Below are 26,056 nucleotides of genomic sequence, written 5' to 3'. Positions count from 1 at the left end.
TGTGAAGTAAGAAGTAATAACTAAATAAGCATAGATGTTAACCTGCATAAAATAATATTGCAGGTTTTTTTTATTGGGGTGTAACAATCCAAGAAGTTTTGCATCAAAGAGGAAAATTAAAGAAAACACCATGAAAAAATTTAGTATTACAATCGTATTATTTGCAATTATTAACTTCAGTTTTGGGCAAACCTCTGCTATCACTGTAGAAATTACAGGACAAGGTGATCCTATATTGTTTTTACCTGGTTTTACCAATCCAGGAACTATATGGAACGAAACAGTAAGTAACTTAGAAGGAGATTTTCAAAGTTATTTAGTATCGTACGCTGGATTTAATGGCAATGCACCTATAGAAATGCCTTGGTATGATACCATAAAAAACGAGTTGATTGATTATATAAAGAATAAGGACTTAAAAAATATCAGAATTATAGGACATAGTATGGGAGGTAATTTGGCAATTGATCTTGCTGCAGCAGTACCCAATAAAATAAAAAGCTTAATCCTTGTAGATTCAATTCCTTGTATGAGAGAGCTTATGATGCCAGGAGTTACAGAAGATCAGATTCAATACAAAAGCCCTTTTAATCAACAAATGTTGGCAATGAACGAAACCCAATTTAAGCAAACAGCAATGATGATGGCTCAAAATATGACCAATAAAAAAGATAAAGTAACTACCCTACTAGACTGGATGATGGAAGCAGATCGTAAAACTTATGTTTACGGATATACAGATTTGTTAAAGTTAGATCTTAGAAAAGTACTGGATAAAATATCTTCAAAAACTTTAATTCTTGGAGCAGCTTTCCCTACAATAGAAATAGCAGAGGCTAACTATAAAAAACAATATGCTGCATTATCAAATAAAACTATTGATATGATTCCTGATAGTAAACACTTTATTATGTTTGACCAGCCTGAATTATTTTATAAAAAGGTAAATGCTTTTTTGGCGAATGAGTAGAGAAAATCAACAAATTTTTGAAAAAATGTATTCCCAATGCTATGCAATGGTATTACAAATGTGTTTGGGTTTTATGAAAGGAGATAAGGACCTGGCAAAAGATTTATCACAAGAAGTATTTATTAATATATGGAATGCGATAAGTGGTTTTAAAGGGCAATCAACATATAAGACATGGGTGTATCGAATTACTGTAAATACCTGTTTACAATATATTAGAAAAGATAAAAAGAAGAATAGATTATCAATAGAAAAAGTAGAACATGCATTAGCAGATGAATCTCAAAACACGATAATCAATGAAGATCAGAACTTGTATGAAGCTATCGGGAAATTAAATGAACTGGATCGATTGGTTATTATGATGGTATTAGAAGAACAAGACTATGATGATATTGCCGAAGTAATAGGGATAAAGCCAACAAATGTTAGAGTGAAAATTCACAGAATTAAAAAAAGACTTAAAAAAATATTAGACCATGAGTAGCAATTTTGAAGAATTACAACGTAAGTGGAAAGAAGATAAAAAAGATATAGAGAATCAACCCAATACTATGAGTGATATATTACTATCGATAGAAAAAAAGAAAAAATGGAGTCATCAATTTCATTATGGTAACAGTGTCATTTTATTTATTGTTTTAATAGTAATTACTGCTTTTTTCTATTTTGTAGCTCCCGTACAAGAAGTATTGAGTAGAGTAGGAGCTGGATTAATGATAGGTGGATTGATAGTAAGAATTGTTGTAGAATTGATAAGTGTTACTAAGTCAAAAAAAATTGATATAGAGGATAATGTTTTAAAAAACACACAGAGCACCATTACCTTTTATAAATTCAGGAAAAAAATTCATGGCCCCTTGACAATATCAATCATAGCTTTATATACAATAGGTTTTTATATGATTAACCCAGAATTTAATATCTATTTTGAGTTATGGCAAATGGTCCTTATGGATGTTTCTTATGTAGTGGGAGCTGTAATATTAATTAAGGTAATCAGAAAAAATGTAAAAAAAGAAATCCGTGAATTAGAAGAGATTATTGAATTAAAAAATAGAATTATTGAAGAAACCGGAGAGGATAATGAAAAATAGATTTTTTAAACTTCTTTAATCGATCAAATAAATCAATCGTCCATCCATATGATCTGCTACGCGTCCATATGCGATGAGTGAAGCTCCAATAGTCCATTTTTTATGTAATTGATACCAGAATGAATATCGCTGATATAACGAATTTCCTTGAATATTCTTTGGGCGAGTTATATAGATTCCAAATTGTTGTAAAAAATAGAAATCACCAAAATTGAAATGATGTCCTACGGTAATAGCTGATGAAAAAGCAGAGTCACTAATATTTTGTTGTTGTGCTATTTTTTCATCAGAGTAATCATACCAAAACTCTGCACCTAGATTTACACCATTAATCCCCGATAAAGGTTTTAAAGCACCTCCCAAAACACCAATTAGAGGGTGATTAGAAGCTTCAGCTTCGCGATCCGAAGATCGCAAACTGGCAAACAATCCCAGATAATAATCCAGAGAACGATCATATTGACGTAGTTCTCTGGGTTTGGGTTTTAAAGAAGTATAGCCAATAACTTTATCGACACCAATAGATAAAGTAGGGAAGTTCATTCCTTTATTAGGCTGCTTTTGGCCGCCATTAGAAATATGATTATAATTTGCGGATACATTAATTGCATAGGTGTCACTAATATGATAATTTAAGTTAAGAGAAAGAGCAAGATAAAAGCTAAATCTTGTGCTAAAAAGAAGGTTTTCTGGATTCGTTTCCTCATCAAATATAGTATCGAGATACGTAGCACCAATGGATCCTCTAAGAGAAAATTTTAAAGGACCTTTATATGTAAAATAAGGTTCTACAAAATAAATGAGGTTATAAGAACTGCCTAACACAGAGGGATTTGCATAATTGAAATAAGTAAAAGAAACTCCACTACGACCATAACAATGGCACGTTTTCCAAGCTTTATCACTAGTTCTTAATTTGCTATATTCTAACTGTAACCCAAAAGGGTTGGTTTGAGAAATAGGTTTCAGGTCCGGAGTATGTGCAATGATAAAACCATAATGCGATTTCATACCATAGAATGTCGCACTTACTTGACTACATAGTGGTTGGTAAAAGTATAGCGTAATTAATAATAGAATGATTCTTTTCATCTTTGTAAATAATATAAGATACTGAAAATTAAAATATTATCGTGAATTATGAGAAGCTAGTATTACAATTTTATGGATGAATAGACTTGCTTTATTTCATAAATAATAATCCGTACCTTAGTAATACTTCAGTTTTTAATCAAAATCGGATACAATTTTCCTATGGAAATAAAAGATATACATAGCTTTTTACAGTATTATAGTAGAGTTAAAAGCCGATCACGTAGACTCTTTGAACATATTCCAAAAGAACATATTGAATGGACTTATCAAAAAGGTAAGTTCACTATAGGAGATATCATTAGGCATTTGGCATTAACTGAACGCTGGATGTATGTAGAGAATACACAATTAAAACCAAGTTTGTATTCTGGGTGTGGAGAGAATTTTGCTGAAGGATATCAGGAGACAATTCGATTATATGATCAACTACATAAAGAATCTGTAGAGATTCTGTCAAAACTTACTCCTGATAACTTATTACAAAGATGCGAAACACCTGGCGGAACCAAAATAAGTGTATGGAAATTATTAAGAGCCATGGTAGAGCATGAAATTCACCATAGAGGCGTCCTATATACGTATTTAGGGATCTTACAGGTTAACACACCACCAATTTTTGGCCTAACTTCAGAAGAAGTGATACAAAATTCAGAAAATACAGATATTACATAAATAAATCGATACACTTGAAACCAATAAACACTATCGATGATGTCATCACTACTTTGGGAGATATCATCCAAGATTCTGAAACAAATAATAATCCTTTAGGGTATTTTGCTGCACTATACAGAAAAGTAACGATCAAAGTAAAAGAAGGAATAGAAAACAACTTTTTTGATAATGGTCCCAGGATGGAAAAACTGGACATAATTTTTGCTTGCAGATACCTAGATGCTTATTTTGCTTATCAAGATAATCTACCGGTAACACAGTCCTGGAAAAAAGCTTTTGATTTATCAACTGATTATTGGCCTATAGTCTTGCAACATTTGTTAATAGGAATGAATGCCCATATCAATCTCGACCTGGGTATTGCTGCCGCAGAAGTGGCAAAAGGTGAGGATATTAATAACCTGAAAGGTGATTTTGATAAGATTAATGATATTCTTTCATCACTAGTAAATGAAGTTGAAAATGATCTGGAAGAAATCTGGCCAACCTTAAAAAAGATATTAAAACTGACTCGTAAGGTAGATGATTTTTTTATTGATTTTAGTATGGAATTGGCAAGAGATGGTGCCTGGAAATTTGCAGTACAAATTGCCGAAACTCTAGAGAACGAACAAAACGAACTAATTGTGCAACGCGATCATAAAGTAGCAGAAAAAGCTAATATTATAACTAACCCCGGATTTATTGCTAATATTATTTTGGGAATAATCAGATTAGGAGAAAAAGGAACTGTTGCAGATAAAATAAAGAACCTTAAAGAATAAATAGAATGAATTTGAAAGTATGGTTTCAAAAACACATGTTTTTCTTAGTATTAATTACATATTCGATTTTTCAATTTATTTTAGGAACAAGAGTGTATTTTATTGGCATAAATAAAACTGTTGGTTGGGGTTGGGATTTTACCAATCTGTTTTATTTTTTTGAGTTTGGAGTATGGGTATCTTTTTTGTTTGGTTACGGTATCATTAAGTTCCTAGGATTAAAAACACAAGAAACCTTATCTATAGTTCATTTAGGAATTATCATACTATCATTGATTATAGCTTCCTGGAATATTCAATTTGAAATTGTATTAATAATAGGAATAATTTCTTTAGTAGTATTTATTCTAAATATAATTAAAGCAAAAAAAAATCAAAATGGATAATATCCTTTTTTAAATAGTAAGAGTTTGAAATCATTTGAATACAAATTGGCAATATTAAAAGAAATAAGACGCCTTACTTATACAGGTCTGCTACAATGGAAGTGTGTCGAGACAGATACTTTTTTTGTAGCAAGATATAAAGAACATACATTCGAGGTAGAGTTTATTAGATTATTAAGAACAGATGAGGTGGGGTCAGATAAAATGATTGCTAGTATAAAAATTATTAATCAGATTGAAGATTTTGCTATTGGTACAGAAGGTTTTGATATAATCATAGAAATAATAGCGATTTCACGACCTAACTGGAAACCTTCATGGGATAAAGGAGAACAAAAACTGAAAGAAAATCTTGCCTTATTAAAGAGTTTGGGGAAAGAAGACAAATAAATCTATGATTAATACTTGGGTGGAAACCGGTTGATTACCTAGCTAATCATCTTTGTTACCTTTTTTTGAGTTTGTAGGGAGAACTTCTTCAGGAAAAGGAAATAAAATTGTAGAGTTTTTCTCAGAAGCTATGTTAGATAAGGTTTGATACAATCTCAATTTTATCGCAGAAGGAGATTGATCGATTAGTTTTCCAGCTTCTAGTAGTTTTCCGGCAGCTTGTTCTTCTGCCAAAGCAAGGATAATTCTTGCTCTTCTTGATCTTTCAGCTTCAGCTTGATTAGCCATCATACGTTTCATGTTTTCTGGTAATTGGATATCTTTAATTTTTACGTCAATGATCTCAATACCCCATTCTTTTGTTTCTAACTCAACAATATTTTTGATGTTCTTACCCATTTCTTCCCTTTTGGATAAAATAACATCTAGTTCAACTTTACCGCAAACATCTCTTAAAGCAGCTTGAGATAGTTGAGTAATGGCAAATTTGTATTCTTCTACCTCTAAGACAGCGTTTTCAGGATTATTGATTTTAAAAAAAACAACTCCATCAATACTACAAGGCACATTATCTTCCGTCATAACCTCTTGCGATAGAATATTTATAGTGATTACCCTGATGTCTACAACCTGAATAGTTTCAACGATTGGAATAATCCATCTAAACCCAGGTTTTAAAACCTTAATGTATTTTCCGAATCTAAATTTTATGGCTCTTTTGTACTCAAAAATAATTCGAACTCCTGCAAGAAGAAATAATACAAATACAACACTGAAAATGGTGATAGGATTCATAATTTTATTGTATTATAAGTTATAGTAAACGCTAAAGAAATATCTAAGATATGCGAGGAGCAGGTAGGTTAAATCTTAGAAATTTATAATATAGTAACCAGACACAGGAGAGAAAGCAAACCTCTCACATTTTGGTTATAGAAGGTCTTATTAAATTTACAAAAAATAGATCAGAATGCAAAACGATATATGCCTTTAAAGTATTGATTAGTAGACTAAGAAGTGTGTGTGGTTTGAAAAACGAGTTGTATTGTAAAAGAGAAAAGTCCTGAAAATTCAAATTTATCTTTTACCAAGTAGCATTTCCACTATTGCCGGTCTCAATTACAAGGTTACCTTACTGAAAATGATATTTTTTTTATACTCTCTTTTTCCGGCTGGCCCATGCTACAAGGTGAGAGTGTGTATTATAATTTGTCTCTTCAGGACTTTTCTAATTATACCACTTCTTAATTTTGAAATGGTAATAAGCTAACTCAAATCACTTGTATGAAATGTCTATATCAAAAATAAACTATTAAAAATCATAAAAAAAGAGGGAAAACACGGGTTTTTTAATGGGGCATTATCCTGCCCTTTTATGATAATTCGTATTTTTAAAAGATTCACCTCAATATTGTGATATTTGAATGATATAATAACATACAGAATAACATTTCAATTAGGGCAGATCACCAGGTTGAAATTTGATTATCTTAAATACATATCAGGAGAAATTCTTTCTTATTCTGGAGATTGGGAGTATTACAATTCATCCCGCTAAAACAACGATTCGAGAAGATAAAATTTAACCAATAAGCCAAATAAGATACATTTAACACTTATCAATACCAAGTTAACACCCATGAAAATATTAATCATTGGAGGAACCGGAAGAACAGGAAAGCAGTTAATCAGTCAGGCTTTGGAAGAAGGATATGTCATAACAGCATTAGCACGTAATCCCGATAAAATAAAAGTGATACATCCTAACTTAAAGGTTGTACAAGGAAATGTCCTGGATTCTAATTGTATGAATAATATTGTCAAATACCAGGATGCAGTATTATCTGCACTAGGACATAAAAAGTTTTTTATCAAAACAAATATTCTCTCAGAAGGAACAAAGAATATTATAAATGCTATGTCAAAACATCATATAAAACGATTTATATGTATCACTTCACTAGGAATTAATGAAAGTCGTTTTAAATTAGGACTTTATTATACACTATTTACGATTCCTGTAATACTATTCTTTTATTTTTTGGATAAATCAAAGCAGGAAAAATTAATAATGCAAAGTGACTTGGACTGGACCATAATACGTCCAGCTCAACTCTTTAATGGAAAAAAACGTACCCGGTATAAACATGGTATCAAAGTAGGGCATTATATTCTTACCAGGGTAATCTCAAGAGCAGATGTAGCTCATTTTATGTTGCATCAGTTGCATGATCAAAAATATCTTCATAAAACACCTGGAATAGCATATTAAAATTGTTAAGATTTTTATGATTTTGCCAACTGATATTTAAAAAGATTTAGCAAAATAAAACCCTAATCCACCTTCAAGATATTGAGGAGCAAAAGCTACTCCATCCATTTTTTTAAAAGGATTCCATTGAATAAGATGATCAAGATGATATACGAGACGTGTAGATAATATCCCAATACCGGCGCCAACTAAAACATCAGATAGGTAATGTTTATTGTTCAACATTCTCAAACTACCTGTGGTAGCCGCAAATAGATAACCACTATATGCTAACAAAGGACTCGAATCAATAAATTCTTCATACAAAACGGTAGCTGTAGCAAAAGCTATAGATGTATGACCAGAAGGAAAAGAATTCGTTTGTTCAGAATCACCAGGTCGACTTTTATGGACTTCTTTTTTTATAAAAGCTGTTGTTGCGCCTGTGATAAGTGTAGACAGCATAAGATTCTTTGTCTGATCAAACCAATGGTTTTTTGATTTAACACCAAGTATATCAGCAGTGTATAGCTGAATAACAGGAGCATACCTAGTATAGTCATCAATTTTTGAATAAAAATCTTTTCCGACAGATCCTCTTAAATCTTTTTGTAGTGATTTTTCAAAATCGTTTTTGGATAAAAGCACTCCAGCTGCAATAAGAGTAACAGGTAAAATTCTTTTAGTGAATAATCTTTTTTTTGGGGTAAATTCGTTTTTCTCGAATTTAATTTTTTGGATGTCAATGGTTTCGACTTTTTTAGATTGGGCATGTATAGAGCCAAAAAAGAAGACCATTACTATCAAGCATGTAGTCAATTTCATAGTATTTGTTTTGGGGCGGCAGATAATTTTCAATCAAAATGATAAAAAATCACCTTTTCTAATATATATATTTAATACTAGAGTAATCTTTAGAACGAAGGTATTATTGTGTTATTGTTAATAAAATGCTAAAATTGTTAATATAATTAACAATTTTGATTCCAATCCATTAAGAATCAAGCATTCTTTTTTTGAATTGAAGAAGGGTTTTGTAACAAATTTTATAAGTTTTGTGGTTTTTCCGCAAGAAAAATTCTTGCATTCAGTGTAACTTTCAGAATCAAAGTTAATCTCAAAAATAAAGTGTCAATGAGTTTTGTAAATCAGCATTGTTATCGAATAATAGTATACTGCTTATTTTTTTTATTAAGTATTCAACTCTTTTCTCAGGATATTGCTAAGGGAATTGATATATCTAAATATCAAGGAAAAATGATTACAGAGATTACTGATAAAGATGGTTTTTCTTTTGTTATATGCAAAGCTACAGAAGGAGTTACTTATACAGATCCGGATTTTAAACTAAATTGGACTACGATACCAAAGAAAAAAATGATTCGAGGAGCGTATCATTTCTATCGTACTAATGATGACCCTGAGCAACAGGCATTGTTTTTTTTAGAAGCAATAAACACATTAGATTCGTCTGATATTCCTCCTATTCTGGATATAGAAAAAGGAGGAATCGTAGGGAAACCTTCAGTAAAAAAAGTACAGGATGATATATTAAAATGGTTAGCAGTAGTAGAAGAAAAAACCAATAGATGTCCAATGATCTATACAAACGAAAATTTTGCAAACACTTGGCTTAACTCAAAGGCTTTTAGTAATTATTCAATATGGCTAGCAGAGTACACTACAAACAAGACTCCTGATCTTCCTGATCAATGGAAAAAAAAAGGATATGCCTTTTGGCAAAAAAGTGACAGTTATAAAGTTGATTCTCAGGATACCGATTTCGACATTTTTAATGGTGATAAAAAAGCATTATTATTATTTATAGAAGAGAATTGATTAGGATTTGATAAATAAGTGCTTTGATCAATTGAACTAATATGAGTAAAGTATACTCTCGCGTTTAAATACTTTTAATTTTAAGAATATCTTATAAAAATAAAAGAGCTGTGAATCAGGTATTACTTTAAAAAAGGTGTATATTTGCACGCAATTAAATTTTAATTGCCATGACAGCACACGAATCCAAAATCGTCGGAGAAGGTCTAACATATGACGATGTTCTTTTAGTCCCTGCTTTTTCAGAAGTATTACCAAGAGAAGTAAGTATCCAAACAAAATTTACAAGAAATATTACGCTTAACGTTCCTATTGTTTCTGCAGCAATGGATACCGTTACAGAAAGTCGTATGGCAATAGCTATGGCTCAAGAAGGAGGTATTGGAGTGTTGCATAAAAACATGACAATTGAACAGCAGGCAATGAAAGTACGTAAAGTAAAACGTGCAGAGAGCGGTATGATAATAGATCCTGTTACATTGCCAGTGGATGCCAAAGTAATCGATGCAAAAAATAATATGCGAGAGCATAGTATCGGAGGAATCCCTATTGTAGATAAAGATCACAAGCTAATAGGGATTGTGACTAATCGTGATTTACGTTTTGAAAAAAATGATGATCGACCAATTTCTGAGGTAATGACCAGTGAAAACCTGGTAACTGTTGGAGCAGGAACTTCATTACAAGAAGCAGAAGTAATACTTCAGGATAATAAGATCGAAAAGCTTCCGGTAGTTGATAAAGAAAATGTTTTGGTAGGTTTAATAACTTTTAGAGATATTACAAAACTTACATTAAAACCTTTGGCAAATAAAGATAAATATGGACGACTACGGGTTGCAGCAGCTATTGGAGTTACAGGAGATGCTGTAGATCGTGCAGCAGCATTGGTAAAATCGGGAGTAGACGCTGTTGTTATAGATACCGCACACGGCCATACAAAAGGAGTAGTTAGTGTTCTAAAAGATGTAAAAGCTAAATTTCCTGATCTTGATGTTATCGTAGGTAATATTGCAACTGGTGACGCTGCAAAATATTTGGTAGAAGCAGGAGCAGATGCTGTAAAAGTAGGTATAGGACCAGGATCGATATGTACTACTAGAGTCGTGGCAGGAGTTGGATTTCCACAATTTTCTGCAGTTCTTGAAGTATGTGCCGCTATTAAAGGTTCTGGAGTTCCGGTTATTGCAGATGGAGGAATTAGATATACAGGTGATATACCTAAGGCTATTGCCGCTGGAGCAGATACAGTAATGCTTGGATCCTTATTAGCAGGAACCAAAGAATCTCCAGGAGAAACTATCATCTACGAAGGAAGAAAGTTTAAAACTTATCGCGGAATGGGATCTGTAGAGGCAATGAAAAAAGGATCTAAAGATCGTTATTTTCAGGATGTAGAAGATGATATCAAAAAATTAGTTCCTGAAGGAATTGTAGGTCGCGTACCGTATAAAGGAGATCTAATAGAGAGTATTCATCAGTTTATAGGTGGATTGAGAGCAGGTATGGGATACTGTGGAGCAAAAGATATTAATGCATTACAGAAAGATGGACGTTTTGTAAAAATTACAGCTAGCGGTATTCATGAGAGTCACCCTCACGATGTAACTATCACAAAAGAAGCTCCGAACTACAGTAGGAGATAGAAATAAAATACAAATTATTAAAAAAGCAGTATAAAATATTATACTGCTTTTTTTGTATGTTTACTTTATAAAAATTTCATTAATTGAAAAGAATATATCTTCTATTAACTACTTTGCTAACAATCGTAAATCTTACGAGTTGTACTATAAAAAATGAACCATCCTTTACTCGAGAAAATGTAAAAGGAGAGTGGCTTGTTCAGGCAGTTCATATGGATAAAGATTTTTATAGACCAAATTCTATCATAATGGAGTTTAATGGTGATACGGTATACTATAAAAATATTAAGAATGAAGAACTTTTAGGTAAAAACAAATTAGAATTTTCAATAGATTCTATCGGGATAGATAGTATGCGACTTCCTATTAATAAATTCAGTGTTGATAAAAATAAACTTCAATTTATAAAAAGTATTGCATATCGATTACGTCCTAGGCAACCATTGGACATAAAGAAAACAAAATCTATTTTAAGCTCTGGCTATTGGCAAAATGAAAAAGGCGCTTTTCGTTTTTATGAAAAAGATCAAACATTTGAGTTTACTCCAGTAAATAGTGATGAATATAGTACTCATTGTTTTGAACTTGTTACCTATAAGGGGCACGTTTTTTTACTGAAGAAAGGAAATAGATTAAGTTGTCAAAGAGATTTTCAGTTTATTGAAGAGATAATATCTGTTACAAGCGACGAAATCGAAACATTTGGTTTTGTTGATGGAGATTTTAAAAAAGTAAAATATAAACCCACCTCAAAAGTTCCAGAGTCTAGACCTATGGATTTTCAGTTATGTAATCCGTATATAAATAAAAATTATCCTAGAGATCGCTATTATTATCAAGGAACTGAATATAAAGGAGGACTATATCATATTCGTAAAATATTCAATGAAAAATATGATCCTCCACAAGATTCTAAAGAGTCAGGGATTTATCAAGTACGTTTTGTAGTTAATTGTGAAGGGAAAGCAGGTATGTTTGAACAACAAGCTTTTGATTATGATTATAACTTAAAAGAGTTTTCGCCAAAGATTAGCAATCAAATTTATGAGATAACTAAGAGTTTGCAGGATTGGAATCCGGGTAGAAATTCAAAATCTAATCAAGTAATAGATACTTATATTTATTTAAGTTTTAGAATAAAAGATGGGAAAATCATTCGTATATATCCTTAAAGTATTTTTGTTATTGAGCGTATGTTCGTGCAATCAAAAAGAAATTGATCTTTCATCCCTTACTCCAGAGGAGAAAGAAACTAAAGTTAAGCAATTAACATATGAAAGAGGGTTTTATTATCAAGCAAGTAGTATGCGACAAGCATATACAGATTCTTTAATTATGTTGGACCCTCAAAACGCAGAGTATTATTCAGGTAAGTCAATTGCGCATAGTAAAATAGGAGATTATCATATTGCGTTTCCTTTATTACAAAAAGCAATGCAATTAGACCCTAAAGAAACACTTTACTATACTTCGTGGTTAATGACGGATTTATATAAAGATTATGATAGAGCATTAGAATATTTAAATCAATATGATGACTATACACCAGGTAAAGTAGACTACGCCTGGGGAAATAATGTAAACTTCTTGAAGGGAGAAATTTTACAAGCTTTGGGAAAACATAAAGAAGCTATTGATGAGTTTACTATTATGATAAAGGAAGAAAAAGACTTTACCGATGATTCTCCATTTGTGTATAGAGGAATCAGCTTATCTCATCTAAAAAAACATAAACAAGCGCTAGTAGATTTTGATAAAGCTATAGAAGTATACGATAAATCTTCTATGGCATATTATTATAAGGGATTAACCTTATTAGAAATAGGAGAAATAGAAAAGGCAATAATCCATATAGAGAAAGCAAAAACCCTTATACAGAAAGGATATAAAAAATCAGATCCTTATAAAGAGGTATACAATGAAATCTATCTAATGCAGGTAGAAGATAAATTGAAAGAGATAAGAAGCAAATAGAAACAAAAAACACGATCCAGAATAGATCGCGTTTTTTTATATTAATACAGTTGTTATAACTCTATTCAGGCTTGATTCCTAACTTAGTCATAACCGTTTTAGTAAGATCAAATTTTGGATCAATATAAGCTAATCCACTATTAGAGATTGTAAATACTTGAGCATATCCTTCAGCTTTAGCTACTTCTTCTAATGCTTTACCAATTTTTTGATATAATGGTTGTAACAATCTATTTTGCTCGATTTGTACTAATTGTGCTCCATTCTGTCTGAATTTAGCAATATCATTCTCCAAAGCAATAATTTCTTCCTGCTTTGTTTTTTTCATTGGCTCAGTCATGCTAGCCACTTTCTCTTGATAGTCCTTTACTTTTGCCTGATAGTCATCGATTTTTACTTTCAATTCAGATTCAAGTTTTGCATTGTATGCTTTTAAATCCTCTTGAACCTTAGTAAGTTCTGGTAATTTAGAAAGTATAAGCTCGCTATCTACGGTTCCCGTTTTGGTTTGCGCAATAACCTGAAAACTAGCGATCAATAATAAGATCGGGAATAATATTTTCTTCATTGTTATTTTAATTACTGATTTTTAATTTTTGCAAATATATAAGGTCTTAAACAATATACGTGCCAGTAATAATATTTTTTAAAAACCTATTCTTCATAAAGTTGACCGCGATGAGGTTTTAAAGCATCTCTAACAGGTTTCATTTCAGAATCAGTAACCACCATAAAAGCAATGCTATGCATTTCTGAAATGTCTTGATAGCCTGTGATTGACATAGATAGTTTTTCCAAGGCAATATATTCCTTAAGATGTATTTCGTGATGTTGAGCTGTTTTACTGGCTGCGGGACCTCTAAAATCCCATATCAGTTTTAATTTTCTTTCCAATAGATAAAAATTTAAAGACTAATATATACTTTAATATTGACTAGAAACATTTTTTCTTTCTACTATAAAAGTTTTAAGTAAAATATATAATTGATTAACTGCCTTATTGTGCAAGTATGATGCAGAGTTGATTAAAAAATTAAAAGTCTATACTATAATGTATACCCTTTCGTTTGATTAATGGCTTGTAAAACGTGTTAATATTATTATTTTTGTCCGACTTAGGACCTCATTATTAGAAACTATGCATAAGAATTCATTTTTACTGTTTTTAGGATTAATTTTCTTTTCATTCATCTATGCACAAGAGAAAGATCTTGTATTGCTTACAATTGATGAATCTCCCGTTTATATTTCAGAATTTAAACGAGTATATCTTAAAAATATAGACTTGGTGAAAGATGAGTCTCAGAAAGATGTAGATGAATATCTAGATCTGTTTGTTAATTACAAACTAAAGCTTGAAGAAGCTAAGAAATTAGGGCTAGATAAAAAAGAGACATACCTTAAAGAATTAGAAGGCTATAAAAAACAATTATCTTCTGGATACCTTACAGATTCACAAGCTTCAGAAGCTCTTGTAAAAGAAGCATACGATCGTTCACAACAAAGAATAAAAGCAAGTCATATTTTGATAATGGCGAGACCTAATGCTTCAAAAGAAGATACCATTGCAGCATTAAAGAAAATAAATGAAGCTCGTGCCAAAATTTTAAATGGTGGGGATTTTAAAACAATAGCCAAAGAATATAGTGAGGATCCTTCTGTAGCCAAAAACAGTGGAGATCTAGGATGGTTTACAGCTTTTAGAATGGTATATCAATTTGAAGATGCTGCATACAAAACCGAAGTTGGAAAAGTTTCAGAACCTTTCAGAACTCAGTTTGGATACCATATTGTAAAAGTAGATGATAAAGAGAAAACTCTTGGAGAAGTAAGTGTTGCTCATATAATGGTAGCAGAAGGTAAAAACCGAAATGCAGAAGAAGCTGAGAATAGAATTAAAGAAATCAATAAACAATTAGAACAAGGAACTTCTTTTGAATCTTTGGCAAAACAGTTTAGTGATGATCGTAATACAGCTGTAAACGGCGGTAAGATTAATCGTTTTGGACAAGGAGCTCTTAATTCTGTAGAATTTGAAAAAGTTGCGTTTGGTCTTCAAAATAAAGGAGAAGTTTCAAAACCTTTGAAAACAAAATATGGATGGCATATAATTAAACTCATAGAAAAATTTCCACCCAAGACTTTTGCAGAACAAAAAAATGAACTCACTAAATTGGTAAAACGAGATGGAAGGTCTCAACTAGTTACTAAATCTTTTATTAATGGTTTAAAAGAGAAATATGGTGTTGTGAAAAATGATGAAGTGGTTGCTTATTTTAAAAAAATAATTCCTGATGAAGCATTAAAAGGACAATTGAAAGTTGCTCAAGAAGGAGGAGATTTAGATAAGAACATTTTTACTATCAAAAATCAATCATATAAGTACAAAGATTTTGCAAACCATTTAAAGCGAAAAATTGGTAGTGCCAGAAAATATACAGACAAGAATATGTTTATAGAAGAAATGTATCGAGATTTTGAATCCTCGACCTTACTTTCTTACTATGAAGAACATCTTGAAGAAGATAATGAAGATTTTGCTAATGTATTATCAGAATATCGTGACGGACTTTTATTATTTGATCTGATGGAATCAAAAATATGGAATGCTGCAAAAACAGATTCAATAGGTTTACAAAAATATTATCAATCTCATAAAGACCAGTATGTTCAAAATGAAACCTATAAAGTATTAAAAGCTTCATCATCAAATAAAGAAGCAATTGACAATACCAAGGAGCTATTGATAAAAGGAAAACCATTAGATGAAATAAAGAAAGAAGTTAACAAAAATGAAAAAGTATCTGTTCTTTTTTCTGAAGAAGAATTAATTAAAGGAGAGGATAAATTACCAAAAGGTTTTTCTGCAAAAAGCGGAGGATTAACAATGACTAATGAAGGAGATTATATTATCTTAATGCAGGTAAAAGAGGTAGTGCCTTCCAAGTTAAAAACGTTTGAAGAAACTAGAGGGAAAGTAATTAATGATTTTCAGGAAAACCTGGAAAAGCAATGGTTAAACGGATTAAGAAATAAATATTCGGTAAAGTTGAATAAAAAGACTTTAAAGAAAATTAAAAAAGATCTTTCCATATAAATGCAATATAGCAAGCTCATAATATTATTTTTACTAGTAATTTCTTGTAAAGACTTTGATAAAAAGGTTAAAAAAGAAGCTATTGCCAGAGTGAATAATAAGTATCTTTATAAAGAAGATATTAAAGATATTACGCCCAAGGGAGCTTCATCAGATGATAGTACTAATATCGTGAATAATTATATAAAGAGGTGGGCTACTGAGCAGCTCTTTATAGATCAGGCAAAACGCAATCTTACCGAAAATGAACTTCAGGAATTCGATGAGTTAGTAGATGACTATAAAAACACCTTATATATAAATGCGTATAAAGATGCTGTTATTACTCAATCCATTAATATGGAGATCACAAATGATGACTTATTAGCATTTTATGAGCAAAATATTGAAAATTTTAACCTTAATGAAGAGATAGTAAAGTTACGTTACTTACATTTGCCATCTGATTATAGCGATATTGTTGCAACGCAACGAAAATTAAATCGTTTTAATGATGAAGATAAAGAGGATTTAGGAGGAAGAAAATTAGAATTTATATCACATTCCTTTAATGATTCTGTATGGGTTTCTTTTGATCGTGTACTAAATAAATTACCGATCTTAAGGAAAAAGGATCAAAAAACTCTCTTAAAAGATGGGAAATATACTCAATTACGAGATTCAACAGGGGTATATATGGTTAAAATTGCCAAAGTATTAAAGCAAAACCAGACCGCTCCCTTAGAATATATAAAACCGACCATACGGCAAATTATATTGAATCAGCGAAAGCGCGAATTGATAAAGAATTTAGAAAAGGATATTACAAAAGATGCAGTCAAGAACAAACAATTTGAAGTCTACAATTAAGATGAAAGTACTTTATACCTTTTTAATGATCATAGGTGTAAGTTCACAAGTTATGGGGCAGGAGATCATTGAAGATGAGAAGAAAGAAGTAGCAGAAGTGACAGAAAGTGAACCTCAATCACAGAGAAAAAAGATAGATGGAGTAGCTGCAGTAATAGGGGAACATGTAATATTAGATAGTGATATCGATGTTGCATATCAACAATTAATTAGTGAAGGTGTTTCTGCAACAGATGTAAGCCGTTGTCAATTAGCAGGAAGTTTGTTTGAGAATAAATTATATGCACATCACGCGGTTCAGGATAGTATCACTGTGAGTGATGCAGAAGTTAATGCAATGGTGGATCAACAATTGAGCTACATGACTCGTGAGTTAGGAACCCTGGAAAAAGTATTAAAATTCTATAGAAAAGATAATGCAGAAGATTTTAAAAAGGAGCTTTTTGATATTAACAAATCAAATAAGCTTGCAGAGAATATGCGATCTAGTATTATTAGAGAAATAGAAGTAACACCAGAAGAAGTAAGAGAGTATTTTGATGCGATCCCAGAAAAAGAAAGACCTCTTTTTGGAACAGAATTAGAATTAGCTCAAATTGTTATTGAACCAGAGATACCAGAAGAAGAAGAGCAAAAAGTAATAGATAGGTTAAATCAATTTAGAGTAGATATTATAGAAAACGGAAGTAGTTTTGCAACAAAAGCGGTTTTATACTCTCAAGATCCGGGATCTAAATCTACTGGAGGAAAATATACATTAAATCGCCAGACTCCTTTTGCCAGAGAATTTAAAAACGTAGCATTTAGTCTTCAGGAAGAAGAAGTAAGTGAACCTTTTAAAACAGAATTTGGGTGGCATATCATAAAAGTAGATAAAATACGAGGAGAAGAAATTGATGTAAGACACATTCTTTTAATACCTGATGTAACGAGTAAAAGTGTAGAAAGTGCTAAGAAACTTATTGATTCTGTGCGTACAAGCATAACATCAGGAACTATTGAGTTTAAAGAAGCTGCCAGGAAATTTAGTAATGAAAAAGAAACGCGAGAAGATGGTGGTCAGTTAATTAACCCTACAACGGGAGATACTCGTTTTGAACTTACCAAAATTGACCCTATATTGTACGATCAAGTATCTAAGTTAAAAACTAATGAAGTATCATTAGTAATTCCTGATCAGGATCGTCAAGGACGTAAAAAGTATAAGTTGATAACTGTACTTAATCGTTATGATGAGCATATCGCGGATTACTCAAAAGATTATCTTAAAATCCAGGAATTGGCTTTAAAAAAGAAGCAGATTGAAGCGATTAGAAAATGGCAGGAAGAAAAAATTCGGGATACATATATAAAAATTAACGGAGAGTACAGAGACTGTGAGTATAGCGGTAACTGGTTAAAAAAAGAAAAATAATATGTCAGACGACGTTGCAGCAGTAAAAAAACTGGTAAGCAAACATGCCGAGCTCAAAAAAGAAATTTCTAAAATAATTATAGGTCAGGAAGAAGTAATCGATCAGATACTTCTTTCTATTTTCTCAGGAGGGCACGCTTTACTAATAGGAGTTCCAGGACTAGCTAAAACGTTAATGGTAAATACTATATCCCAAGCTTTGGGATTGGATTTTAAACGAATCCAGTTTACTCCGGATTTGATGCCAAGTGATATTTTAGGAAGTGAAATTCTTGACGAAACAAGACACTTTAAATTTATCAAAGGCCCAATATTTTCTAACATCATCTTAGCAGATGAGATTAATAGAACTCCTCCTAAAACTCAGGCAGCTTTATTAGAAGCTATGCAAGAAAGAGCAGTTACTGTTGCAGGACATCACTACAAACTTGATTTACCTTATTTTGTATTAGCTACTCAAAACCCTATCGAGCAAGAAGGAACATACCCTCTTCCAGAAGCACAATTAGACCGTTTTATGTTTGCAATAGAGTTGCAATACCCTAGTTTTGAAGAAGAAGTTGAGGTGGTAAAAAGTACTACCGGTGATAATACCGAAACTATAAATGCTCTATTTACTACACAAGAAATTATAGATTTCCAGCATGTAATTCGTCGTATTCCAGTTGCAGACAATGTGGTCGAATATGCCGTGAGTATGGTTGGAAAAACCAGGCCTAATAGTGATAGTGCTACAGAATTAGTTAAAAACTATATTGATTGGGGAGCAGGACCAAGAGCTTCTCAAAATTTAATCCTGGCAGCAAAAGCTAATGCAGCAGTAAAAGGAAAATTTTCTCCAGATATCGAAGATGTACAAGCAGTAGCTATGGGGATTCTTCGTCATCGTATTATTAAAAACTATAAAGCAGAGGCAGAAGGAATTACTGTAGAAGAAGTAGTAAAAAGTTTGTTCTAATAGATTATATACATATTCTGTTTATAATAACTTCTCAGATTTTTATTTAAAAATATTTAAGCATCGTTCTTAAACCTTTTTGGTTTTCGTGTGTCTTAGTATTGAACGTTCACCTATTTAATGTTTAATACCTAAAATGAAAAAAAAGAAAAGATGAAGAATATTTTAATATGCGTATTCGTAGTATGTTCAGGGATTTTTATGGCACCTGCACATGCACAGTCGGTAGAAGATCGTAAAGCAAACAGAGAACTTATTAAAGAGTTTCATGAAAGCCTTTCAGAAGATCAAAAAACACTATTAAAGAATCAACGAGAACTGCGTAAAAAACAACGCAAAACTGTTGAAGCTACTTATTCAAAAAAGCAACTGGAAATAGTGCATAATGAAGATCTTTCCAGAAAAGGAAAGAGAAAAGCATTACTTCCTACACTTAGTGAGTCCCAAAAAGCGATGACCAAAAAGAATAAGGAAGCTATGAAAGCTGAAAAGGAAAAATTCAAAAAATCTCTTAGTAAAGAACAATTAGTAACTTTTTCTGAGATAAAAAAAATGAAACACAAAAGGAAAAGAGGTAGAAGAGGTCGTTGTTAGAAAATAAGTTTTTTGCCTAATGATATATAAAGATGAAGTCTTAAAACTTCATCTTTTTTGTTATATACACGTAATTTAACTTTTTTTAACGTTTTAAAAGCATATTTACTATAACGTTTTCGTGAAATCTAGAGTTATCGAATCATTTTCTTTTGATTTTTTTTAGCGATTATATATTTTAAATAATTAGAAATTATGAATTTCGATAAATGAATGCCCTTATTTTTTCAATCTTACAAAAAGAGGCCATTATTAGTATTCATTTAATAAAATCCTTTAAAATTCTTATTTTTGCAGGGCTTTTCAATACATAGAATACGACTATATTACATTCGATATTGATATGATAAAAGAGATATATGCCAAGTTTCTGAAACAGTAAATACTACTTGCTAAGTAACAGGACAATCTCTAATATTCGTAGAGAACATTTGATGTTCATGCCTTTGAAAAGTTAAAACCAATAAAGTATACACAGGGTGTAAGGACTATATCGATTTTGCTACAGATCTTATACGTTGTTACAATACAACCATATAAATTGATTATTGTAATTCATGCAGATGTGAAAAAGAAATTTATATGATAATTACTGGTTTATACATTTGCATTTAACATTGAAAGAATTCTATTACGTATTATATGAACACTTACAAAGATTACATCAAGGAGATTGAAGAAAGAAAATCGCAGGGATTACACCCTAAACCAATTGATGGTGCTGAGTTATTAAGCGAAGTTATTTCGCAAATCAAAGATAAAGATAACGCACATCGAAAAGAATCTCTTAATTTTTTTATTTATAACACTTTACCTGGTACTACTAGTGCTGCGGGGGTAAAAGCTAAATTTTTAAAAGAAATTATTCTTGGTGAATCTATTGTTGAGGAAATTTCATCTGCTTTTGCATTTGAACAATTATCTCATATGAAAGGTGGGCCTTCAGTAGAAGTGTTATTGGACTTAGCTTTGGGTAATTATGAAACTATTTCTCAAGAAGCTGCTAAAGTTTTAAAAACCCAGGTTTTCCTTTATGAAGCAGATACTGAACGATTAAAAGAAGCTTACAAGGCAGGAAGTGCCATTGCCAAAGATATTATTGAAAGTTATGCCCAGGCAGAGTTTTTTACCAAATTACCTGAGATTGATGAAGAAATTGAAGTAGTAACTTACATTGCAGGTGTAGGTGATATCTCAACAGATTTACTTTCTCCAGGTGGTGATGCACACTCAAGATCAGATCGCGAATTACACGGTCAATGTATTTTTGAGCATAACAAGGATATGCAAAATGAACTGCTGGCATTACAAGAAAAACACCCTAATAAAAGAGTAATGTTAATTGCTGAAAAAGGAACTATGGGAGTTGGTTCTTCAAGAATGTCTGGAGTAAACAATGTAGCTTTATGGACAGGTATTTCATCTAGTCCATATGTTCCATTTATTAATATTGCTCCTGTAATTGCAGGAACAAACGGAATTTCACCAATTTTCTTGACAACTGTTGGAGTAACAGGAGGTATAGGGATTGACCTTAAAAATTGGGTAAAGCAAAAAGATGCTGAAGGAAACACTATTGTAGATGAAGATGGTGAACCAATTTTGAAACAAGAATATTCTGTTGATACAGGAACAGTGCTTACCATTAATACAAAAACCAAAAAGTTATATAACGAAGACAAAGAATTAAAGGATATTTCAGCTGCATTAACACCTCAAAAAATGGAGTTTATTAAAGCAGGTGGTTCTTATGCAGTTGTTTTCGGTAAAAAATTACAGTCCTTTGCCGCCAAAACTTTAGGGATAGATGTTCCTCAAGTATATGCTACTTCAAAAGAAATTTCTATTGAAGGACAAGGATTAACAGCAGTAGAAAAAATCTTTAATAAAAATGCGGTGGGAACCACACCAGGTAAAACATTGCACGCTGGTTCTGATGTTCGTGTTGAAGTAAATATTGTAGGTTCTCAGGATACTACAGGGTTAATGACCTCTCAAGAATTAGAGATGATGGCTGCTACAGTGATATCTCCTATTGTTGATGCAGGTTATCAATCAGGTTGTCATACAGCTTCAGTATGGGATGATAAGTCAAAGGCTAATATTCCTAGATTAATGAGGTTTATGAATGACTTTGGGTTAATTACTGCACGTGACCCTAAAGGAAGCTATCACGCCATGACTGATGTAATTCACAAAGTATTAAATGATATTACAGTAGGTGATTGGGATATTATTATAGGTGGTGATTCTCATACACGTATGTCAAAAGGTGTTGCATTTGGAGCCGATTCAGGAACAGTTGCTTTAGCCTTAGCTACAGGAGAAGCCACAATGCCAATTCCACAATCTGTAAAAGTAACCTTTAAAGGAGATATGAAAAGTTACATGGACTTCCGTGATGTAGTTCATGCAACGCAACAACAAATGTTAAAGCAATTTAGCGGAGAAAATGTGTTCCAAGGAAGAATTATTGAGGTTCACATTGGTACACTAACTTCTGATCAAGCCTTTACATTTACAGATTGGACCGCAGAGATGAAGGCAAAAGCTTCTATCTGTATTTCAGAAGATGAAACGTTAATTGAATCGTTAGAAATTGCTAGAGATCGTATCCAAATTATGATTGAAAAAGGGATGGATAACGAAAAGCAAATGCTAAAAGGTTTAGTAGATAAAGCAAATGCTAGAATTCAAGAAATAAATACAGGTATTAAACCAGCTTTAAAACCTGATGCAGATGCTAAATATTATGCAGAAGTAGTTATTGATTTAGACGAGATTGCTGAACCAATGATTGCTGATCCAGATGTGAACAATGAAGATGTGTCTAAACGTTATACTCATGATACCATTAGACCATTATCCTATTATGGAGGTACTAAGAAAGTAGATTTAGGATTCGTAGGATCTTGTATGGTACACAAAGGAGATATGAAAATTCTAGCTCAAATGTTAAAGAACATAGAAGCACAAGAAGGTAATGTTGAGTTTAATGCCCCTTTAGTAGTTGCTCCACCAACATATAATATTGTTGATGAGTTAAAAGCAGAAGGTGATTGGGAAGTGTTACAAAAATACTCAGGGTTTGAGTTTGATGATAGCGCGCCAAAAGGTTTAGCACGTACTAAATATGAAAATATGCTTTATTTAGAACGTCCAGGATGTAACCTTTGTATGGGGAATCAAGAAAAAGCAGAACCAGGAGATACGGTAATGGCTACTTCAACTCGTTTATTTCAAGGAAGAGTTGTAAAGGATTCTGGTGAGAAAAAAGGAGAATCTTTATTATCATCTACCCCAGTAGTAGTATTGTCTACAATTTTGGGTAGAACTCCTACGATGGAAGAATATGAAACAGCTGTTGATGGTATTGTATTAACTAAGTTTAAGCCATCTCAAAAACAATTAGTCATATAATCAAAGATGTATGATAATAATATAAAGCCTTAGTATTTGTTATGCTAAGGCTTTTTTATTGCATAACCTGAGTTTGATAAGAGGAGTTTTGGTTTGCGTAAAAGACTTTCTGTTAATTAAGAAGTTTATTAATTAATCAGATTTAAAATTGATCTCTTTAGTTTAATTTTTGAGATAATTGTTTGGATCTATAAGGTGTTATTTTCTAGGTAAATAACTTCTTTTTTTATAATCATTCTATATTCTTTAGCTCCTTTTGTAGTCACTCTATATTTTGTATCTTGGAATACTTAAAAAATAAAATAACGGAAATATATAAAAGTCTTATGGCATTCGATATTGATATGATAAAAAAGGTGTATGCTCAAATTGCTGAGAGGGTAGATACTGCTCGCGAAGTAACTGGGAAACCTTTAACATTAGCAGAGAAAATTTTGTACTCACATCTTTGGGATGGTAAAAGTAAGAAGGCGTTTACCAGAGGAAAAGATTATGTTGATTTTGCACCAGACAGAATTGCCTGTCAGGATGCGACTGCTCAGATGGCTTTATTGCAATTTATGCAAGCAGGAAAAAAGAAGGTTGCAGTGCCAACTACAGTGCATTGTGATCACTTGATTCAAGCCAAAGTAGGTGCTGATAAAGATTTACAATCTGCTATGAATACCAGTAGCGAAGTATTTAATTTCTTAGAATCAGTATCCGATAAATACGGAATTGGATTCTGGAAACCAGGAGCAGGTATTATACACCAGGTTGTACTTGAAAATTATGCATTTCCAGGTGGTATGATGATTGGTACAGATTCTCATACTGTAAATGCAGGAGGATTAGGAATGGTAGCGATCGGTGTAGGTGGAGCTGATGCTGTGGATGTAATGGCAGGAATGGCTTGGGAGCTTAAATTTCCTAAACTGATAGGTGTAAAACTAACCGGTAAATTATCAGGTTGGACTGCACCAAAAGACGTTATTCTAAAAGTAGCAGAAATTCTTACTGTAAAAGGAGGAACAGGAGCTATTGTAGAATATTTTGGACCTGGCGCTACAGCAATGTCTTGTACAGGAAAAGGAACTATCTGTAATATGGGAGCAGAAATAGGTGCGACTACATCTACATTTGGTTATGATGAGTCTATGGAGCGTTATTTACGTGCTACAGAAAGAGCAGATGTTGCAGATGCAGCAAATCAAGTAAAAGAACACTTAACTGCAGATCCTGAAGTATATGCAAATCCAGAAGATTATTTTGATCAGGTTATAGAAATTAACTTATCTGAATTAGGACCGTTACTAAACGGACCATTCACTCCGGATTTATCAACAGAAGTTGGTACAGCAATGACTGAAAAAGCCAGAGCTAATGATTGGCCATTGAAAGTAGAGTGGGGATTAATTGGTTCTTGTACAAACTCCTCTTACGAAGATTTATCCCGTGCCTCTTCAATTGCACAACAAGCACTAGATAAAGGCTTAAAAATGAAAGCAGAACTAGGAATTAACCCAGGTTCTGAACAGGTAAGATATACAGCAGAGAGAGATGGTATCCTTGAGATATTTGAAAATTTGGATGCTAGAATATTTACGAATGCTTGTGGACCGTGTATAGGGCAGTGGGCTAGATATAATGATCCTAAAAATGCACCAAAAAATAGTATAGTTCACTCGTTTAATAGAAATTTTGCCAAACGCGCTGATGGTAACCCAAATACGCACGCATTTGTAGCATCTCCAGAATTAACAGCAGCAATTGCTGTGTCCGGACGTTTGGATTTCAATCCGTTGACAGATAAGTTAATCAACGAAGAAGGGCAAGAAGTAATGTTTGATGAACCTACAGGATGGGAATTACCACCAAAAGGTTTTGAAGTAAAAGATGCAGGATATATTGCACCACAAGAAGATGGTTCAGGTGTAGAAGTAAATGTAAGCCCAACTTCAGAAAGATTAGAATTATTAACTCCGTTTGAACCAATTGGAGATGAAATTAAAGGAGGTAAATTATTAATAAAAGCCTTTGGTAAATGTACCACAGATCATATTTCAATGGCAGGACCATGGTTACGTTACAGAGGACATCTTGATAATATATCTAACAACTGCTTGATTGGAGCAGTAAATGCTTATAATAAGAAAACAAACTTTGTAAAAAGCCAGTTAAATGGTGAGTATGACGGAGTTCCTAATGTTCAAAGAGCATATAAAGCTGCTGGAGTTCCTACGATAGTTGTAGGAGATCATAATTATGGAGAAGGTTCTTCTCGTGAACACGCAGCGATGGAACCTAGACATTTAGGAGTGGTTGCAGTAATAGTAAAATCATTTGCTCGTATTCACGAAACTAATCTTAAAAAGCAAGGAATGTTAGGGTTAACATTTGCTAATGAAGCAGATTATGACCTAATACAAGAAGATGATACATTTAACTTTACAGATTTAAATCAATTTGCACCAGGTAAACAATTAACACTAGAGATTGTTCACGCAGATGGATCAAAGGATACTATAAAATTAAACCATACGTATAACGATTCTCAAATAGAATGGTTTAAAGAAGGTTCTGCGTTAAATCTGATAAAGAAACAAAACGCTTAAGAATATAAATACCAAATATTTTAATAAAACTCCCTGAGATCAT

The 26,056-nt window shown here is 32.2% G+C and carries 25 protein-coding genes; 20 read left to right on the top strand and 5 right to left on the bottom strand.

Translation table 11 applies throughout. The annotated features are described in order from the left end of the window. Window positions 1–130 precede the first annotated feature (130 nt). From U0D62_RS19345 to U0D62_RS19335, 3 genes are read left to right on the top strand one after another with little or no spacing between them, the layout of a single operon-like run. Window positions 131–970 (top strand): alpha/beta fold hydrolase, encoded by an 840-nt coding sequence (locus tag U0D62_RS19345; protein WP_322288980.1) that lies wholly within the window; start codon window positions 131–133, stop codon window positions 968–970. After that, window positions 948–1,457 carry an RNA polymerase sigma factor gene (locus U0D62_RS19340; RefSeq protein ID WP_322288979.1) on the top strand — a complete coding sequence of 170 codons (510 nt, stop codon included), beginning with the start codon at window positions 948–950 and terminating at the stop codon, window positions 1,455–1,457. The genes U0D62_RS19345 and U0D62_RS19340 overlap by 23 nt, the downstream gene beginning before the upstream one ends. Continuing rightward, a complete protein-coding gene (locus U0D62_RS19335) occupies window positions 1,450–2,067 on the top strand; it encodes a hypothetical protein (RefSeq protein WP_322288978.1) in 618 nt (205 codons plus the stop codon). Before U0D62_RS19340 ends, U0D62_RS19335 begins: the two co-directional genes overlap by 8 nt. A 15-nt stretch (window positions 2,068–2,082) precedes the next feature. On the opposite strand, the gene U0D62_RS19330 is transcribed toward U0D62_RS19335, so the two are convergent. After that, a complete protein-coding gene (locus U0D62_RS19330) occupies window positions 2,083–3,159 on the bottom strand; it encodes an acyloxyacyl hydrolase (protein WP_322288977.1) in 1,077 nt (358 codons plus the stop codon). Window positions 3,160–3,321: 162 nt separating this feature from the next. Between U0D62_RS19330 and U0D62_RS19325 the strand changes: the two genes are divergently transcribed. The 4 genes from U0D62_RS19325 to U0D62_RS19310 are packed head-to-tail and all read left to right on the top strand — an operon-like array spanning window position 3,322 to window position 5,377. Further along, window positions 3,322–3,834: a DinB family protein gene (locus tag U0D62_RS19325; RefSeq protein WP_322288976.1), complete on the top strand. Its 513-nt coding sequence runs from the start codon at window positions 3,322–3,324 to the stop codon at window positions 3,832–3,834. 14 nt (window positions 3,835–3,848) lie between these two features. Continuing rightward, on the top strand, window positions 3,849–4,601 hold the full coding sequence (locus U0D62_RS19320) for a DUF5995 family protein (protein ID WP_322288975.1): 753 nt from the start codon (window positions 3,849–3,851) through the stop codon (window positions 4,599–4,601). A gap of 5 nt (window positions 4,602–4,606) precedes the next feature. Then, complete coding sequence (locus U0D62_RS19315; protein ID WP_322288974.1) at window positions 4,607–4,987, top strand: hypothetical protein; 381 nt, start codon at window positions 4,607–4,609, stop codon at window positions 4,985–4,987. A 24-nt stretch (window positions 4,988–5,011) separates the two neighbouring features. After that, complete coding sequence (locus U0D62_RS19310; protein ID WP_322288973.1) at window positions 5,012–5,377, top strand: hypothetical protein; 366 nt, start codon at window positions 5,012–5,014, stop codon at window positions 5,375–5,377. Window positions 5,378–5,419: 42 nt separating this feature from the next. On the opposite strand, the gene U0D62_RS19305 is transcribed toward U0D62_RS19310, so the two are convergent. Then, window positions 5,420–6,172, bottom strand: a complete 753-nt coding sequence (locus U0D62_RS19305) for a slipin family protein (RefSeq protein WP_322288972.1) — start codon at window positions 6,170–6,172, stop codon at window positions 5,420–5,422. Window positions 6,173–6,797: 625 nt separating this feature from the next. On the opposite strand from U0D62_RS19305, the gene U0D62_RS19300 reads away from it, so the two are divergent. Beyond that, the gene (locus U0D62_RS19300; protein ID WP_322288971.1) at window positions 6,798–6,935 is read left to right on the top strand and encodes a hypothetical protein; all 138 of its coding nucleotides are present in this window, start codon (window positions 6,798–6,800) and stop codon (window positions 6,933–6,935) included. 81 nt (window positions 6,936–7,016) lie between these two features. Continuing rightward, the gene (locus U0D62_RS19295; RefSeq protein ID WP_322288970.1) at window positions 7,017–7,649 is read left to right on the top strand and encodes an NAD(P)-dependent oxidoreductase; all 633 of its coding nucleotides are present in this window, start codon (window positions 7,017–7,019) and stop codon (window positions 7,647–7,649) included. Window positions 7,650–7,685: 36 nt separating this feature from the next. Here U0D62_RS19295 and U0D62_RS19290 read toward each other — a convergent pair whose 3' ends face one another. Next, on the bottom strand, window positions 7,686–8,453 hold the full coding sequence (locus tag U0D62_RS19290) for a phosphatase PAP2 family protein (RefSeq protein ID WP_322288969.1): 768 nt from the start codon (window positions 8,451–8,453) through the stop codon (window positions 7,686–7,688). 309 nt (window positions 8,454–8,762) lie between these two features. Here U0D62_RS19290 and U0D62_RS19285 point away from each other — a divergent pair, with 309 nt between their 5' ends. The 4 genes from U0D62_RS19285 (at window position 8,763) to U0D62_RS19270 (ending at window position 13,087) form a co-directional block, all read left to right on the top strand. Continuing rightward, on the top strand, window positions 8,763–9,467 hold the full coding sequence (locus tag U0D62_RS19285; protein WP_322288968.1) for a GH25 family lysozyme: 705 nt from the start codon (window positions 8,763–8,765) through the stop codon (window positions 9,465–9,467). Between the two features lie 170 nt (window positions 9,468–9,637). Then, a complete protein-coding gene (gene guaB, locus U0D62_RS19280; RefSeq protein WP_322288967.1) occupies window positions 9,638–11,113 on the top strand; it encodes an IMP dehydrogenase in 1,476 nt (491 codons plus the stop codon). An 83-nt stretch (window positions 11,114–11,196) separates the two neighbouring features. After that, entirely contained in the window at window positions 11,197–12,285 is a 1,089-nt protein-coding gene (locus U0D62_RS19275; RefSeq protein ID WP_322288966.1) for a hypothetical protein, read from the top strand. Further along, a complete protein-coding gene (locus U0D62_RS19270; protein ID WP_322288965.1) occupies window positions 12,257–13,087 on the top strand; it encodes a tetratricopeptide repeat protein in 831 nt (276 codons plus the stop codon). The genes U0D62_RS19275 and U0D62_RS19270 overlap by 29 nt, the downstream gene beginning before the upstream one ends. 61 nt (window positions 13,088–13,148) lie before the next feature. On the opposite strand, the gene U0D62_RS19265 is transcribed toward U0D62_RS19270, so the two are convergent. Together U0D62_RS19265 and U0D62_RS19260 are read right to left on the bottom strand one after the other, a co-directional pair. Beyond that, window positions 13,149–13,655 carry an OmpH/Skp family outer membrane protein gene (locus U0D62_RS19265; protein ID WP_322288964.1) on the bottom strand — a complete coding sequence of 169 codons (507 nt, stop codon included), beginning with the start codon at window positions 13,653–13,655 and terminating at the stop codon, window positions 13,149–13,151. 86 nt (window positions 13,656–13,741) lie between these two features. After that, window positions 13,742–13,981, bottom strand: coding sequence for a hypothetical protein (locus tag U0D62_RS19260; RefSeq protein ID WP_322288963.1), 240 nt, complete (start codon window positions 13,979–13,981; stop codon window positions 13,742–13,744). Between the two features lie 244 nt (window positions 13,982–14,225). On the opposite strand from U0D62_RS19260, the gene U0D62_RS19255 reads away from it, so the two are divergent. The 7 genes from U0D62_RS19255 to U0D62_RS19225 all read left to right on the top strand — a co-directional run bounded on the left by U0D62_RS19255 (window position 14,226) and on the right by U0D62_RS19225 (window position 26,013). Continuing rightward, a complete protein-coding gene (locus U0D62_RS19255) occupies window positions 14,226–16,184 on the top strand; it encodes a peptidylprolyl isomerase (RefSeq protein ID WP_322288962.1) in 1,959 nt (652 codons plus the stop codon). Then, window positions 16,185–17,033, top strand: a complete 849-nt coding sequence (locus tag U0D62_RS19250; RefSeq protein WP_322288961.1) for a peptidyl-prolyl cis-trans isomerase — start codon at window positions 16,185–16,187, stop codon at window positions 17,031–17,033. It abuts the gene before it with no gap. 1 nt (window position 17,034) lies between these two features. Then, entirely contained in the window at window positions 17,035–18,447 is a 1,413-nt protein-coding gene (locus U0D62_RS19245; RefSeq protein WP_322288960.1) for a peptidylprolyl isomerase, read from the top strand. A 1-nt stretch (window position 18,448) separates the two neighbouring features. Beyond that, window positions 18,449–19,405, top strand: a complete 957-nt coding sequence (locus U0D62_RS19240) for an AAA family ATPase (RefSeq protein WP_322288959.1) — start codon at window positions 18,449–18,451, stop codon at window positions 19,403–19,405. Between the two features lie 153 nt (window positions 19,406–19,558). After that, window positions 19,559–19,999 carry a hypothetical protein gene (locus U0D62_RS19235; protein WP_322288958.1) on the top strand — a complete coding sequence of 147 codons (441 nt, stop codon included), beginning with the start codon at window positions 19,559–19,561 and terminating at the stop codon, window positions 19,997–19,999. Window positions 20,000–20,641: 642 nt separating this feature from the next. Continuing rightward, a complete protein-coding gene (locus U0D62_RS19230; protein WP_322288957.1) occupies window positions 20,642–23,419 on the top strand; it encodes a bifunctional aconitate hydratase 2/2-methylisocitrate dehydratase in 2,778 nt (925 codons plus the stop codon). 326 nt (window positions 23,420–23,745) lie between these two features. Continuing rightward, window positions 23,746–26,013: an aconitate hydratase gene (locus tag U0D62_RS19225; protein WP_322288956.1), complete on the top strand. Its 2,268-nt coding sequence runs from the start codon at window positions 23,746–23,748 to the stop codon at window positions 26,011–26,013. Window positions 26,014–26,056 lie beyond the last annotated feature (43 nt).

The sequence above is a fragment of the Aquimarina callyspongiae genome, from assembly GCF_034322225.1.
In the GTDB taxonomy this organism is placed as follows: Bacteria; Bacteroidota; Bacteroidia; order Flavobacteriales; family Flavobacteriaceae; genus Aquimarina.
The sequence above is the reverse complement of the archived record's forward strand: the minus strand, read 5'-3'. Positions and strand labels throughout refer to the sequence as shown.

What these genes read in the sequence shown, in the direction of transcription:
- U0D62_RS19270 (WP_322288965.1), top strand. Translation starts at nt 12,257, where the DNA reads ATGGGAAAATCATTCGTATATATCCTTAAAGTATTTTTGTTATTGAGC.
- U0D62_RS19225 (WP_322288956.1), top strand. Translation starts at nt 23,746, where the DNA reads ATGGCATTCGATATTGATATGATAAAAAAGGTGTATGCTCAAATTGCT.
- U0D62_RS19290 (WP_322288969.1), bottom strand. Translation starts at nt 8,453, where the DNA reads ATGAAATTGACTACATGCTTGATAGTAATGGTCTTCTTTTTTGGCTCT.
- U0D62_RS19335 (WP_322288978.1), top strand. Translation starts at nt 1,450, where the DNA reads ATGAGTAGCAATTTTGAAGAATTACAACGTAAGTGGAAAGAAGATAAA.
- U0D62_RS19230 (WP_322288957.1), top strand. Translation starts at nt 20,642, where the DNA reads ATGAACACTTACAAAGATTACATCAAGGAGATTGAAGAAAGAAAATCG.
- U0D62_RS19265 (WP_322288964.1), bottom strand. Translation starts at nt 13,655, where the DNA reads ATGAAGAAAATATTATTCCCGATCTTATTATTGATCGCTAGTTTTCAG.
- U0D62_RS19255 (WP_322288962.1), top strand. Translation starts at nt 14,226, where the DNA reads ATGCATAAGAATTCATTTTTACTGTTTTTAGGATTAATTTTCTTTTCA.
- U0D62_RS19325 (WP_322288976.1), top strand. Translation starts at nt 3,322, where the DNA reads ATGGAAATAAAAGATATACATAGCTTTTTACAGTATTATAGTAGAGTT.
- U0D62_RS19295 (WP_322288970.1), top strand. Translation starts at nt 7,017, where the DNA reads ATGAAAATATTAATCATTGGAGGAACCGGAAGAACAGGAAAGCAGTTA.
- U0D62_RS19315 (WP_322288974.1), top strand. Translation starts at nt 4,607, where the DNA reads ATGAATTTGAAAGTATGGTTTCAAAAACACATGTTTTTCTTAGTATTA.
- U0D62_RS19250 (WP_322288961.1), top strand. Translation starts at nt 16,185, where the DNA reads ATGCAATATAGCAAGCTCATAATATTATTTTTACTAGTAATTTCTTGT.
- U0D62_RS19345 (WP_322288980.1), top strand. Translation starts at nt 131, where the DNA reads ATGAAAAAATTTAGTATTACAATCGTATTATTTGCAATTATTAACTTC.
- U0D62_RS19245 (WP_322288960.1), top strand. Translation starts at nt 17,035, where the DNA reads ATGAAAGTACTTTATACCTTTTTAATGATCATAGGTGTAAGTTCACAA.
- U0D62_RS19305 (WP_322288972.1), bottom strand. Translation starts at nt 6,172, where the DNA reads ATGAATCCTATCACCATTTTCAGTGTTGTATTTGTATTATTTCTTCTT.
- U0D62_RS19340 (WP_322288979.1), top strand. Translation starts at nt 948, where the DNA reads ATGCTTTTTTGGCGAATGAGTAGAGAAAATCAACAAATTTTTGAAAAA.
- U0D62_RS19330 (WP_322288977.1), bottom strand. Translation starts at nt 3,159, where the DNA reads ATGAAAAGAATCATTCTATTATTAATTACGCTATACTTTTACCAACCA.
- guaB (WP_322288967.1), top strand. Translation starts at nt 9,638, where the DNA reads ATGACAGCACACGAATCCAAAATCGTCGGAGAAGGTCTAACATATGAC.
- U0D62_RS19285 (WP_322288968.1), top strand. Translation starts at nt 8,763, where the DNA reads ATGAGTTTTGTAAATCAGCATTGTTATCGAATAATAGTATACTGCTTA.
- U0D62_RS19240 (WP_322288959.1), top strand. Translation starts at nt 18,449, where the DNA reads ATGTCAGACGACGTTGCAGCAGTAAAAAAACTGGTAAGCAAACATGCC.
- U0D62_RS19235 (WP_322288958.1), top strand. Translation starts at nt 19,559, where the DNA reads ATGAAGAATATTTTAATATGCGTATTCGTAGTATGTTCAGGGATTTTT.